General features: G+C 64.8%; 14 protein-coding genes. 9 read left to right on the top strand and 5 right to left on the bottom strand.

All coding sequences use genetic code 11. The annotated features are described in order from the left end of the window. Positions 1 to 223: 223 nt before the first annotated feature. Together LCI23_RS19855 and LCI23_RS19850 are read right to left on the bottom strand one after the other, a co-directional pair. On the bottom strand, positions 224 to 1,789 hold the full coding sequence (locus tag LCI23_RS19855) for a phospholipase D family protein (RefSeq protein WP_224948180.1): 1,566 nt from the start codon (positions 1,787 to 1,789) through the stop codon (positions 224 to 226). Positions 1,790 to 1,792: 3 nt separating this feature from the next. Further along, the gene (locus tag LCI23_RS19850; protein WP_224948179.1) at positions 1,793 to 2,572 is read right to left on the bottom strand and encodes an enoyl-CoA hydratase-related protein; all 780 of its coding nucleotides are present in this window, start codon (positions 2,570 to 2,572) and stop codon (positions 1,793 to 1,795) included. A gap of 369 nt (positions 2,573 to 2,941) precedes the next feature. Between LCI23_RS19850 and LCI23_RS19845 the strand changes: the two genes are divergently transcribed. Further along, positions 2,942 to 3,298: a hypothetical protein gene (locus tag LCI23_RS19845; protein WP_224948178.1), complete on the top strand. Its 357-nt coding sequence runs from the start codon at positions 2,942 to 2,944 to the stop codon at positions 3,296 to 3,298. A gap of 6 nt (positions 3,299 to 3,304) precedes the next feature. On the opposite strand, the gene LCI23_RS19840 is transcribed toward LCI23_RS19845, so the two are convergent. Beyond that, on the bottom strand, positions 3,305 to 4,513 hold the full coding sequence (locus LCI23_RS19840; protein WP_224948177.1) for a murein transglycosylase A: 1,209 nt from the start codon (positions 4,511 to 4,513) through the stop codon (positions 3,305 to 3,307). Between the two features lie 10 nt (positions 4,514 to 4,523). Between LCI23_RS19840 and LCI23_RS20605 the strand changes: the two genes are divergently transcribed. After that, positions 4,524 to 4,655, top strand: coding sequence for a hypothetical protein (locus LCI23_RS20605; RefSeq protein WP_268824869.1), 132 nt, complete (start codon positions 4,524 to 4,526; stop codon positions 4,653 to 4,655). On the opposite strand, the gene apaG is transcribed toward LCI23_RS20605, so the two are convergent. Beyond that, complete coding sequence (apaG, locus tag LCI23_RS19835) at positions 4,656 to 5,030, bottom strand: Co2+/Mg2+ efflux protein ApaG (protein ID WP_224948176.1); 375 nt, start codon at positions 5,028 to 5,030, stop codon at positions 4,656 to 4,658. A gap of 152 nt (positions 5,031 to 5,182) precedes the next feature. Between apaG and rpe the strand changes: the two genes are divergently transcribed. The 7 genes from rpe to LCI23_RS19800 all read left to right on the top strand — a co-directional run bounded on the left by rpe (position 5,183) and on the right by LCI23_RS19800 (position 11,330). Next, positions 5,183 to 5,854, top strand: coding sequence for a ribulose-phosphate 3-epimerase (gene rpe / locus LCI23_RS19830; protein WP_224948175.1), 672 nt, complete (start codon positions 5,183 to 5,185; stop codon positions 5,852 to 5,854). Beyond that, positions 5,854 to 6,561: a phosphoglycolate phosphatase gene (locus LCI23_RS19825; protein ID WP_224948174.1), complete on the top strand. Its 708-nt coding sequence runs from the start codon at positions 5,854 to 5,856 to the stop codon at positions 6,559 to 6,561. Before rpe ends, LCI23_RS19825 begins: the two co-directional genes overlap by 1 nt. Before the next feature lie 183 nt (positions 6,562 to 6,744). Beyond that, positions 6,745 to 8,253: an anthranilate synthase component I gene (gene trpE, locus LCI23_RS19820; RefSeq protein WP_224948173.1), complete on the top strand. Its 1,509-nt coding sequence runs from the start codon at positions 6,745 to 6,747 to the stop codon at positions 8,251 to 8,253. A 1-nt stretch (position 8,254) separates the two neighbouring features. Further along, the gene (locus LCI23_RS19815; protein WP_224948172.1) at positions 8,255 to 8,818 is read left to right on the top strand and encodes an aminodeoxychorismate/anthranilate synthase component II; all 564 of its coding nucleotides are present in this window, start codon (positions 8,255 to 8,257) and stop codon (positions 8,816 to 8,818) included. Between the two features lie 42 nt (positions 8,819 to 8,860). Beyond that, complete coding sequence (gene trpD, locus LCI23_RS19810; RefSeq protein ID WP_224948171.1) at positions 8,861 to 9,898, top strand: anthranilate phosphoribosyltransferase; 1,038 nt, start codon at positions 8,861 to 8,863, stop codon at positions 9,896 to 9,898. 30 nt (positions 9,899 to 9,928) lie between these two features. Then, complete coding sequence (gene trpC, locus LCI23_RS19805; RefSeq protein ID WP_224948170.1) at positions 9,929 to 10,729, top strand: indole-3-glycerol phosphate synthase TrpC; 801 nt, start codon at positions 9,929 to 9,931, stop codon at positions 10,727 to 10,729. Positions 10,730 to 10,829: 100 nt separating this feature from the next. Then, positions 10,830 to 11,330 carry a TonB C-terminal domain-containing protein gene (locus LCI23_RS19800; protein WP_224948169.1) on the top strand — a complete coding sequence of 167 codons (501 nt, stop codon included), beginning with the start codon at positions 10,830 to 10,832 and terminating at the stop codon, positions 11,328 to 11,330. A gap of 43 nt (positions 11,331 to 11,373) precedes the next feature. Here the strand turns inward: LCI23_RS19800 and LCI23_RS19795 are convergent, their stop codons facing one another. Then, on the bottom strand, positions 11,374 to 11,826 hold the full coding sequence (locus LCI23_RS19795) for a hypothetical protein (RefSeq protein WP_224948168.1): 453 nt from the start codon (positions 11,824 to 11,826) through the stop codon (positions 11,374 to 11,376). Positions 11,827 to 11,861: the final 35 nt, after the last annotated feature.

Genomic DNA, 11,861 nt, shown 5'->3' with positions numbered 1-11,861 from the left:
ACCTTGCTGCGCCTTACGAAGCGTTGTGTTCGTCAGCAGCAGAGAAGTGAGATTATGCAGTGTTTCGCTAAAACCGTCAACCCCTCGTTCGCTTCGTTGCAGATTGCTCTGCGGACCTTGCTAACGTAACCACTTGATTCCGTTAACGATTTCGGTGCTGGCCGAAGCGGAGGCGAACTATAGCAATCATCGTACTTTCCCGCAAGGCCCTCGTCAACAAAGGCTAGAGAAGCCAGTCGATGGGCAATAAGGACAACAACTGCACGGCCACGCGCTGCCAAACGCTCGTGCCAGGCTCCTTGTCGTGGCGCCTCAGTTTGCCGCCAGTTCGCTCCAACCAGTAGAGCCGCCCCTTCCCATCCAGGCGTACTTCATAGGCTGTTTCAGCCACGTTGTTATCAAGCAACTTGTCTAGTTGCCCAGCCAGTCGTGCGCTATCGATGACCAGGCCCATTTCGGTGTTCAGGTCAATCGAGCGCCGATCCATATTAAAAGAACCTACGTACACCGCACGTCCATCCACGCCGAAAATCTTGGCATGCAGACTGGACGCGGAGCTGCCAAAGCGTCCCTTGCCGCGCTCTGGTAGCTCGGCGCCCCATCTGCGCCGCAGCTCGAAGACTGACACGCCGGCCTCGATCATTCCGCGACGCCACTTGGCGTATCCGGCGTGGACGGCCGCCACATCCGTGGCCTCCAGGGAGTTGGTCAGCAGGCGCACCTGTACGCCCCTACGCGCAAGCTCACCAAGAGTGCGCGCAGCATCCTGGCTGGGAACGAAATAGGGCGACACCAGGTCGATTTGCCGTTTCGGTTCGCCGAACAGCCTGCGCAAGCCAACGGCCATGCGCTCATCCGGATCAGCTTTGCCGAGCGCTTTCGCCGGATCGTCGCTCACCATGCGAGTCAGGCTCCAGTCAAGAGACAGTCGTCCCTGCACCAGCTGCTCGCCGAATGGAGAGGTCCGGATCGCGTCCAGGTAACGCTGGGCTGCAGGCTGCGTGCGAAATGCTGCCGCGCGCCCTGCCAGAACGCCCGGACGCGCCGCGTCTTCAGTGGCGACCAGCGCCATCACGGGATAGGCGGAGGCACTGTTCCAGTAGCGGTCGAAATCCTGCGCCACCTCGCGCACTACCGGGCCAACCGCCAGCACGTCGAGATCGACGAACAACATGTCTCCCGCCGCGCCGAAATATTCATCGCCGACGTTACGCCCGCCCACGATGCTCGCCTGGCCATCTGCCGTGAACGACTTGTTATGCATGCGCCGGTTCAGCCGGCTGAAATCGGCAAGGTAGCCCAGGCTGCGCCAGCGGCGCAGCGCAAATGGATTGAAGAGCCGCACCTCGACGTTCGGTTCGCGGTCGAGGGCTGCCAGCACCGGATCGAGTCCGGTCGTGTTGTTATCGTCCAGCAGGAGCCGGACCCGTACGCCGCGTACCGCGGCTTCGCGCAGGGCATCCAGCATCAGCGTACCAGTCAGGTCGTCGCGCCATAAATAGGACTGGACGTCGAGACTGCGCTCGGCCTTGCGGGCCAGCAGGACGCGTGCAGCAAAGGCATCGCGCCCGTCGATCAGGGGATGGATCCCGGAGCGGCCGGGATGCGCGGCCGCCAGCGGGGCGATGGCCTGCCCCAGCAGTGTCGTGTGGGTGCCGTCCAGCGCGAAGCTGGCGGTGCGCTGGCCCAGCGGCGGCAACGCGCTACAGCCATAGGCCGCCACCGCAACGATGACGATGACGAGCGCCGCTGCTCCTCGACGCAATGCCGGGAACGCCGCCGCCCGCATCGCTTACATTCCTTCGAAGTCCGGCTTGCGCTTCTCGAGGAAGGCCGCCATGCCTTCTTTCTGGGCCGGCGTTCCAAAGCCGGCGTGGAAGTAACGGCGCTCGTAGCGCACGGCTTCGCTCAGCGGCATCTGGTAAGCCTGGTTGACGCAATCCTTGATCTGCATGGCGACCGAGACCGGCATGTCAGCGATGCCCTGGGCAATCTTGATCGCTTCTTCCATCACGCTCTCGGCCGGATAGACACGTGACACCAGGCCGGTGCGCTCGGCTTCGGCAGCGTCGATCATGCGGGTGGTGAGCAGCAGGTCCATTGCCTTCGATTTGCCGATCGCGCGCGGCAGGCGCTGGGTGCCGCCAGCGCCCGGCGTCACTCCCACCTTGATTTCGGGCTGGCCGAACTTGGCGCTCTCCGCGGCGATCAGGAAGTCGCACATCATGGCCAGTTCGCAGCCGCCGCCCAGGCAGTAGCCCGACACCACGCCGATCACCGGCTTGCGAATGTTTAGGATGTGCTCCCAGTTGCGGCCGATGTAGTTACCCGGATAGGTGTCCACCGCATAGGTGTAGTTCGCCATGGCCGCGATGTCGGCGCCGGCAGCGAAGACCTTGTCGCTGCCGGTCAGGACGATGACGTTGACAGCCGGATCGGCGTCGAACTTGAGGAGGGCATCACCCAGTTCATTCATCATGTTGTCGTTCAGCGCATTCATCGCCTTCGGGCGGTTCAGGCGCACCACGACGACCTTGCCATGGTTTTCAATCAGCAGATCTGCATATTCCATGTGACATTCCTTGTAAGATTAACCGGATAAAAGCTTGGATGGATTGCCGGGATTGTAACGTCTCACAGGCTGGCGAACACGGTATGATGATTTGTTCAGCAATATCTTGTCGGTGAGGATGGCAAGCGATGCTGGTAGCGCTCGCGCTGGTCACCGTGCCGCTGGCCTGGTGGCTCGACATGCTCACGCCGCGCACGTGGTCGGCGGCAGCGGGGAGCAGGTGTTCCTGACCTTCTCCCTCGGGCGCTACGGCCTGGTCGCGGCCCAATCGAAGTTCGCGGCCACAGAATCGGCGGCGCGTGTGGTCGGCCCGGGCATGGCCGACGGACTGATACAGCCGCCGGGCGCCCCGATCGCCATCTGTGCAACGTGGCCGGCTTCATCGTCTCGTTGCTCAGCCTGCGCCGCATCCGCGCGCGCGAACCGCAGCCGCCGGCCTCGAACGCGCATCCGCTGGCGGCATCGCTGCTGGTCAAGCCCCTGTTTAAGCGTTTCGGTACCGGCGGCGGCATCCTGGTCGGCCTGGTCGTGTCGGCGCTCGGTTTCGCCATGGTCCCGACCATCCCGGCCGCGCTGTTCGGCCGCACCGCCTGGACCGTGGCCGCGTACGTCGTCGTGGTGCTCTGGATCGACTGCGCGTGCCGGCCTCGGATGGATCGCCGCCGGCGCCGTCCTGCTGGCGGCCGGCGGGTATTCGGAACGCGTCTGAAGGAAACGAGAGGGTAAGCGCGCCTAGGGTGTGGATCGCGGCAACAGCACCCAGACCGTGCCGCGCTGCTTCATCTTGCCCGCCCTGTCCATCGCCTCCGGCCCGAAGCCGTAGAAGAAGTCGGCCCGCACCGCACCGCGGATCGCCCCGCCGGTGTCCTGCGCCATCATCAGGCGCTGCAGCGGCAGTTCGCTGCCGGCTTCGGTCGTCGCCAGGTACAACGGCGCGCCGAGCGGGATGAAGGACGGGTCGATCGCCACCGAGCGCCCAGGGGTGAGCGGTACGCCAAGCGCGCCTTTCGGACCGAGCGAAGGATCGGGCAGCTTCTCTTCACGGAAGAAGATATAACTGGGGTTGACGTTGAACAGCTCCTGGCGCCGCTCCGGATTGGCGGCGATCCAGGCGCGGATACCCTGCGCCGTGGCCTGCTCGGCGGTGAGCTCGCCCTGCTCCACCAGCCAGCGGCCGATCGTCTTGTAGGGATGGCCGTTCTGGTCGGCATAGGCCACGCGCACGGTCTCGCCACTATCCAGCTGCACCCGGCCGGAGCCCTGCACCTCGAGGAAGAAGGCTTCGACCGGATCGTTCACCCACAGCAGTTCCTTACCGGCGAAGGGCGCGCGCGCGATCTCGGCGCGGGTGCTGTACGGAACCACGGTCTTGCCCGACAGGCGCCCGCGCAGGCGCATACCCTTCAGCTGCGGATAGACGCTGGCCAGGTCGACCGTGAGCAGGTCGTCCGGCACCCGGTAGAGCGGCGTCTGGTAAGCGCCGCCGCGCTTGCGGGCGCCGTACAACATCGCTTCGTAGTAACCCGTGATCAGGCCGGTGTCGGCCCCATCGGCGGCACGTACCAGGTTGGGCACGAACCAGGATTCGAAGAAACGCCGTACCGCAGCGCCATCGGCGGCGTCGGTCGCGCGCGCGGCGGCGCACACGGCCTTCCATTCAGGCCTGCTGGCCAGGCCGCGGCAGGTTTGCAACAGCGCCGGCCAGGCCTGGCGCAGGTCGTCCTGCTCCCACCCAGGCAGAGCGCTGAAGGTGGTTGGCGTCATCAGGGGCGCGGGCGCCGGCGGCTGGACCGGTATCACCGCCTGCGTGGGCTGCTCCGGTACATAGACCGGACCGACCGGCGCCGGCATGCGCACCGGTGCCGGCGGCGTGGTCGAGCAGGCTGCCAGCAGCGAGACGAGGACAAGCGAAGCGGTTACACTGCGGCGTGTTGAAAGCATAAGGACCGATATGTGGATCTTGATGGTGGAAGCTGGGGTGGCGCTGTTCCTGCTGGTCTTTATCGTGTGGTGGACCATGTTCGCCGGACGCGAGGACGTGCCCGAAGACCCGGTACAGGAAGAGCGCGATAACAAGCAATAATCAGTGCAGCGCGCCCGGCTGCGCCAGTACGAATTCCGGGATCGGCACTTCGAAGCGGTGCCCATCCTCGGCCACGCAGAAGTATTCGCCGTACATCGAGCCCTGCGGCGTGCCTACCTGGGTGCCGCTGGTGTACTCGAACTGCTGGCCCGGCTGCAGCAGCGGCTGGTGGCCGACCACGCCCAGGCCGCGCACTTCCTGCGTCGCGTTGCTGGCATCCGTGATCACCCAGTGGCGCGAGATCAGCTGGGCCGCGATGCTGCCCGTGTTCTGGATCGTGATGGTGTAGCTGAACACGTACTGGTCGCGGTCCGGGTTGGACTGCTCCGGCAGGTACTGGGTCCTGACCTGGACAGCGAATTCATAGGCGGGCATGGTATTCCTTGCGTGATCGTCAATGGTAGGCGGGCGCCATGTGGCGCAAACGGCAATCATACCGCGCACCGCCGACGCGCGGCGCCGCCGGCGCTGCAGCCCAGCCCTGCATGGGCGTAGAATACGGGCTTCGTCCTTACCAGCACCTCACCATGACCACCTACCGCATCGCTCCCAGCATCCTGTCCGCCGATTTCGCCCGCCTGGGCGAGGAAGTGCGCAATGTCGTCGCCGCCGGCGCCGATATCATCCACTTCGACGTGATGGACAACCACTACGTCCCGAACCTGACCATCGGTCCGCTGGTATGCCAGGCGATCCGTCCGCATGTGCAGGTGCCGATCGACGTGCACCTGATGGTCAAGCCGGTCGACCGCATCATCCCGGACTTCGCCAAGGCCGGCGCCAACATCATCACCTTCCACCCGGAAGCCTCCGAGCACATCGACCGCACGCTGCAGCTGATCCGCGACCACGGCTGCAAGGCCGGCCTGGTGTTCAACCCGCACACGCCGCTGCACTACCTCGAGCACGTGATGGACAAGATCGACATGATCCTGATCATGTCGGTGAACCCGGGCTTCGGCGGCCAGTCCTTCATCCCGCAGGCGCTCAAGAAGATCGCCATGGCACGCCGCATGATCGATGAATCGGGCCGCGACATCATGCTGGAGGTCGACGGCGGCATCAAGGCCGAGAACATCGCCGAAGCCGCGGCCGCGGGCGCCGACACCTTCGTCGCCGGTTCGGCCATCTTCGGCAAGCCGGACTACAAGGCCGTGATCGACGCCATGCGCGCCGAACTGGCCAAGGTCGGCAAATAATGCGGGCCGGCGCAGCAGGCATCCGGGCCGCCATCATCGACCTGGACGGCACCATGCTCGACACGGTGCCCGACTTCGAGGCGGCACTGAACGGCATGCGCGCCGGCCTGGGCCTGGGCCCGATCACGCAGGACACCATCAAGCCGCTGGTCGGCAAGGGCTCCGAGAAGCTCGTGCGCGATGCCCTGCTGCTCGACTGGGACGCGGCGCGCGTGGACGCTATCTTCGATGAAGCGCTGGCCGGGTACCAGCGCCACTACCTTGCCATCAACGGCGATCGCAGTACGCTCTTCCCTGGCGTGCTCGAGGGGCTGGCCGCACTGAAGGCGCAAGGCCTGCGCCTGGCCTGCGTGACCAACAAACCGATGGCCTTCACCACGCCGCTGCTGGCGCAAAAAGGATTGGCGCCCTGGTTCGAGCTGGTCTACGGCGGCGACTCCTTCCCGAAGAAGAAGCCGGATCCGATGCCGCTGCTCGGCGTGTGCACCGCGTTCGACCTGCCGCCTTCGCAGGTCGTGGCGATCGGCGACTCCTCGAACGACGCCGAAGCGGCGCGTGCCGCGGGCTGCCATGTGCTCACCGTGCCATATGGTTATAACCACGGACGGCCTATACAAGAAATCGATTCGGATGGTATAGTGAGTTCGCTGCTGGATGCAGCCGCGTTAATATCTGCACATAACGACACCGCAAGACAAGTCATCTAACCATGTTTTTCACCAAAAAACACACTGTCAACCAGACCGGCGCCCTTGAGGCCTGGCTGTGGCGACGCTGGCAATCCTGGGCTAACTGACCCGTATCGATTGCTGCCGGCGGACTTCGTCCATCGGCAGGTTTTTTGAAGTGAACCACCGCCCTTCCCTTTCCCGGGCGGTCTGGAGAAAAGCATGACCGAACTCGAATTCCGCTCGCTGGCCAGCCAGGGCTACAACCGCATTCCGCTGATCGCCGAAGCCTTCGCCGATCTGGAAACCCCGCTGACCCTGTACCTGAAGCTGGCCCAGTCCCAGCAGGCCGGCAAGAACACCTTCCTGCTCGAGTCGGTGGTCGGCGGCGAGCGCTTCGGACGCTATTCCTTCATCGGCCTGCCGGCATCGACCCTGATCCGCAATACCGGCAAGCGCACCGAGGTTCTCAGGCATGGCGAGGTCGTCGAGACCCACCAGGGCGACCCGCTCGCCTTCATCGAACAGTTCCAGGCGCGCTTCAGGGTGGCGCTGCGTCCCGGCATGCCGCGCTTCTGCGGCGGCCTGGCCGGCTACTTCGGCTACGACACGGTGCGCCACATCGAGCGCAAGCTGGAACACGGCTGCCCGCCAGATGCTCTCGGCCTGCCGGACATCCAGCTGATGCTGACCGAAGAGCTGGCGGTGATCGACAACCTGTCCGGCAAGCTGTACCTGATCGTGTATGCCGATCCGTCCCAGCCGGAAGCCTATGCGCGTGCGCGCCAGCGCCTGAAGGATTTACGGGTGATGCTGCGGCGCAGCGTCGACGCGCCCGTGACGTCCAGCTCGGTGCGGACCGAAGCGGTGCGCGATTTTTCAAAGGAAGACTACCTGAAGGCGGTCGCCCGGGCCCACGAGTACGTGATGGCGGGCGACCTGATGCAGGTGCAGATCGGCCAGCGCATCCGCAAGCCCTACGTGGATTCGCCGCTGTCGCTGTACCGCTCGCTGCGTTCGCTGAACCCTTCACCCTACATGTACTACTACGATTTCGGCGACCTGCAGATCGTCGGCGCCTCGCCCGAGATCCTGGTGCGCAACGAAGCCCTGCAAGGTGCTGGCAACGAGGGTGGCAAGAAGGTCACGTTGCGCCCGATCGCCGGCACCCGCCCGCGCGGCGCCACGCCCGAGCACGATGCCGCGCTGGCGGCAGAGCTGCTGGCCGACCCGAAGGAGGTCGCCGAGCACGTGATGCTGATCGATCTGGCGCGCAACGACATCGGCCGTATCGCGGAGACTGGCAGCGTCAAGGTCACCGACCGCATGGTCATCGAAAAATACTCGCATGTGCAGCACATCGTCTCCAACGTCGAAGGCCGGCTGAAGGATGGCATGTCGAACCTCGACGTGCTGCGCGCCACCTTCCCTGCCGGCACGCTTACCGGCGCGCCGAAGGTGCGCGCGATGGAAGTGATCGACGAACTCGAGCCCGTGAAACGCGGGATCTATGGCGGCGCCTGCGGCTACCTGTCCTTCGGTGGCGAGATGGACGTGGCGATCGCGATCCGCACCGGCGTGATCAAGGACGGCAACCTGTACGTGCAGGCCGCGGCCGGCATCGTGGCCGATTCCATCCCCGAGATGGAATGGCTGGAAACGGAAAACAAGGCGAGAGCCGTGCTGCGCGCGGCCGAACAGGTGCAGGACGGCCTGGATGGAGAGTTCTGACATGCTGCTCATGATCGACAACTACGATTCCTTCACCTACAACCTGGTCCAGTACTTCGGCGAGCTGGGGGAGGACGTGCGCACCGTGCGCAACGACGAGATCACCCTGGACGACATCGAAAACATGGCGCCGGCGCGCATCTGCATCTCGCCGGGACCGAAGGCGCCGCGCGATGCCGGCATCTCGCTCGACATCCTGCGCGCGTTCAAGGGCAGGCTGCCGATCCTGGGCGTGTGCCTCGGCCACCAGGCGATCGGCGAAGCCTTCGGGGGCAAGGTGATCCGCGCCAAGCAGGTCATGCACGGCAAGACCTCGCTCGTCGCCCACACCGGCGAAGGCGTTTTCAAGGACTTGCCGAGCCCCTTCACCGTGATCCGCTACCACTCGCTGGCGATCGAACGCGCGTCGCTGCCGGACTGCCTGGAAGTGACGGCATGGACCGACGACGGCGAGATCATGGGTGTGCGCCACCGGGACTACGACATCGAAGGGGTGCAGTTCCATCCCGAGTCGATCCTGTCGGAACACGGCCACGCGCTGCTGAAGAACTTCCTGGCGCGCTGAGGCGCCTGCGTCCCCATCACGTCTAGCCCTACTGGAACCGCCATGCCGATCACCCCACAAGAAGCCCTGCTGCGCTGTATCGAACACCGAGAAATCTTCCACGACGAGATGTTGCACCTGTTCCGCGAGATCATGTCGGGCCAGATGTCGCCAACCATGGTTGCGGCCTTGACCGTGGGCCTGCGCGTGAAGAAGGAAACCATCGGCGAGATCACCGCCGCCGCGCAAGTGATGCGTGAATTCGCGACCAAGGTGCCGATGGCCGACACCACCGGCCTGCTCGACATCGTCGGCACCGGCGGCGACGGCGCCCATACCTTCAATATCTCGAGCGCTTCGATGTTCGTGGCGGCCGCCGCCGGGGCGCGCGTGGCCAAGCATGGCGGGCGCAGCGTGTCCTCGTCCTCCGGCAGCGCCGACCTGATCGAGTCGCTCGGCGCCCAGATCGACCTGAAACCCGAGCAGATCGCCCAGTCGATCGCCCAGACCGGCATCGGCTTCATGTTCGCGCCGAACCACCATGCGGCCATGAAGCACGTGGCGCCGGTGCGGCGCGAGCTGGGCGTGCGCAGCATCTTCAATATCCTGGGGCCGCTGACCAACCCGGCCGGCGCGCCGAATATCCTGATGGGCGTATTCCACCCCGACCTGGTCGGCATCCAGGTGCGGGTGCTGCAGCGTCTCGGCGCCCAGCATGCGCTGGTGGTCTGGGGGCGCGACAACATGGACGAAGTCTCGCTCGGCGCCGGCACCCTGGTCGGTGAGCTGGTCAATGGCGAGATCCGCGAGTACGAGATCCATCCGGAAGACTTCGGCATGGCGATGGTCTCGAGCCGCAACCTGAAGGTGGCGAACACCGCGGAATCGAAAGCGCGCGTGCTGGAAGCGCTGCGCGGCGAACCGGGGCCGGCCTGCGACATCGTGGCCCTGAATGCCGGCACCGCCCTGTATGCGGCCGGGGTGGTGGCCTCGATCGAGGAAGGCCTGGCGAAAGCGCGTGCCACGATCGCGTCGGGCGCGGCCCTGGCCAAGCTCGAGCAATTCGTGCAGGTAAGCCGCCAGCTGGCAGGAAATCACTGATGTTCGTCTCCAAGCAACACTAAGGTTCCCATGTCCGACATCCTGAACAAGATCCTGGCCGTCAAGGCGGATGAAGTGGCCGCGGCGAAGAAGGCGCGCGACCTGGCCAGCCTGCGCCGCGAGGTGGAAAGCGACCTGGAAGCACGCCGCGCCATCCGCGGTTTCGAAAACAGCCTGCGCAACAAGATCGCTGCCGGCCAGGCCGGGATCATCGCGGAAGTGAAGAAAGCCTCGCCCTCGAAAGGCGTGCTGCGTCCGGACTTCCAGCCGGCGGCGATCGCGCAGAGCTACGCCGAACACGGCGCAGCCTGCCTCTCGGTGCTGACTGACGTGCAGTTCTTCCAGGGCTCGGTGGACTACCTGCGCCAGGCCCGTGCGGCGTGCGCGCTGCCGGTGATTCGCAAGGACTTCATCGTCGACCACTACCAGGTGTACGAAGCGCGCGCGATGGGCGCGGATGCGATCCTCCTGATCGTGTCGGCACTGGACCACGGCCTGATGGCGGAACTGGAGGCTTGCGCGTTTGACCTCGGCATGGACGTGCTGGTCGAGGTGCATGACGGCGACGAATTGACTGCGGCGCTGAAACTAAAGACTCCGCTGGTGGGCATCAACAACCGCAACCTGCGCACCTTCGAGGTGTCGCTGGATACGACGCTCGGCCTGCTGCCGAGGATTCCGGCAGAACGCCTGGTGGTGACCGAGTCGGGCATCATGGGCCCTTCTGACGTGAAGCGCATGCGCTCGGCGGACGTGCACGCCTTCCTGGTCGGAGAGGCCTTCATGCGGGCGCCGGAGCCCGGTGTGGAGCTGCAGAGGTTGTTTGGCTGACATGCAGGGCTGAATAAGCTCGGCGGAACCAAGGATGAATGCGCAACGTCGAAGTTAAGCGCCCTCGAGGCGCCAACCTGCGACGCTACATTCATCTGTCATGGACATTTCTTTTCGCAGTAAAGCGCTGCATGCGCTTTTACCAGTCACCTCGCTGGTGGTCCTGTGCGGATGTGCCAGTTCCCCGTACCCCGTCCCCGGCGAAGAACACAGCACCATCGTCATCGAACGCGAGCCGATGGCCGCTCCGCCGCCGCCGCCATCCCTCACGCTAGACGCCTACAAGGCGCACGTGGCGCGCCACATCGTCGAACGCAATGCCGACCGTACCTTCAGCGGACGCCTGCCGCCGATGCTGCCGGCAATCGTCGTCGTCAACATCACTGTAGATCGGGACGGCCGGCTGGCCGATGTGCAGGTGCAGCGCGCCCGGGATCCAGATGCCGCCAGGGTGGCGCTGGCCTCGATGCTACGCAGCAGTCCACTGCCACGGCCCCATGGCCTGCTTGCCGCAAACAGCCGCGCAATGACCTTTTCGGAAACCTTCCTGTTTGACCGTGACTACCGTTTCCAGTTAAGGATTCTGGCCGCTCCGCAATGATCGAGACCTGGCGCGCCAGTATTTGTCCGGCACGCCAGTGCGTTCACTGCGAGCCGCCGGCAACGGACTGTGCCGGCGCGTCCACGCCTGCCTTTACCGTTGACGTCGCCACTGGCGGGGCAACGACTGCCGTGTGGCCCATCATGATCTGGAACAGGGTCGGGTAATCGTAGGCCGCGCCCGATGCTATGTCCACGCCTACGCCGATCACGCCGCCGAAGACGATGTTACCGAAGGCCATGCCCTTGGTCGATGACTTGATGGTCGCAATGCCCGCTTCCATGCCCGGCTTTTCGCAGCGCACGCTCATGTCGCCGTAGGCGCGGCGCACGGTAACGGTACCCGGCGTGGTCACGTAATATACGCCTTTGTCGTTCTCCAGTTTGCAGGTAGCGCCGTCCACGTTACCAGCGGCTTGCCGGGTTTCGACCGAGACGATCTGGTTGGTGCCGCTGACGATCGATGCACAACCGGTCAGGCTGGCCGAAACTGCCAAGATGGCGAATGGAAGGACGGAGCGAAGGCGTTTGG

The organism is Massilia sp. MS-15 (genome assembly GCF_020176695.1).
Lineage (GTDB): Bacteria > Pseudomonadota > Gammaproteobacteria > Burkholderiales > Burkholderiaceae_D > Telluria > Telluria hydrophila.
This window is presented reverse-complemented; position numbering and strand designations above follow the sequence as displayed.

What these genes read in the sequence shown, in the direction of transcription:
- LCI23_RS19855 (WP_224948180.1), bottom strand. Translation starts at nt 1,789, where the DNA reads ATGCGGGCGGCGGCGTTCCCGGCATTGCGTCGAGGAGCAGCGGCGCTC.
- LCI23_RS19850 (WP_224948179.1), bottom strand. Translation starts at nt 2,572, where the DNA reads ATGGAATATGCAGATCTGCTGATTGAAAACCATGGCAAGGTCGTCGTG.
- LCI23_RS19840 (WP_224948177.1), bottom strand. Translation starts at nt 4,513, where the DNA reads ATGCTTTCAACACGCCGCAGTGTAACCGCTTCGCTTGTCCTCGTCTCG.
- LCI23_RS20605 (WP_268824869.1), top strand. Translation starts at nt 4,524, where the DNA reads ATGTGGATCTTGATGGTGGAAGCTGGGGTGGCGCTGTTCCTGCTGGTC.
- apaG (WP_224948176.1), bottom strand. Translation starts at nt 5,030, where the DNA reads ATGCCCGCCTATGAATTCGCTGTCCAGGTCAGGACCCAGTACCTGCCG.
- rpe (WP_224948175.1), top strand. Translation starts at nt 5,183, where the DNA reads ATGACCACCTACCGCATCGCTCCCAGCATCCTGTCCGCCGATTTCGCC.
- LCI23_RS19825 (WP_224948174.1), top strand. Translation starts at nt 5,854, where the DNA reads ATGCGGGCCGGCGCAGCAGGCATCCGGGCCGCCATCATCGACCTGGAC.
- trpE (WP_224948173.1), top strand. Translation starts at nt 6,745, where the DNA reads ATGACCGAACTCGAATTCCGCTCGCTGGCCAGCCAGGGCTACAACCGC.
- LCI23_RS19815 (WP_224948172.1), top strand. Translation starts at nt 8,255, where the DNA reads ATGCTGCTCATGATCGACAACTACGATTCCTTCACCTACAACCTGGTC.
- trpD (WP_224948171.1), top strand. Translation starts at nt 8,861, where the DNA reads ATGCCGATCACCCCACAAGAAGCCCTGCTGCGCTGTATCGAACACCGA.
- trpC (WP_224948170.1), top strand. Translation starts at nt 9,929, where the DNA reads ATGTCCGACATCCTGAACAAGATCCTGGCCGTCAAGGCGGATGAAGTG.
- LCI23_RS19800 (WP_224948169.1), top strand. Translation starts at nt 10,830, where the DNA reads ATGGACATTTCTTTTCGCAGTAAAGCGCTGCATGCGCTTTTACCAGTC.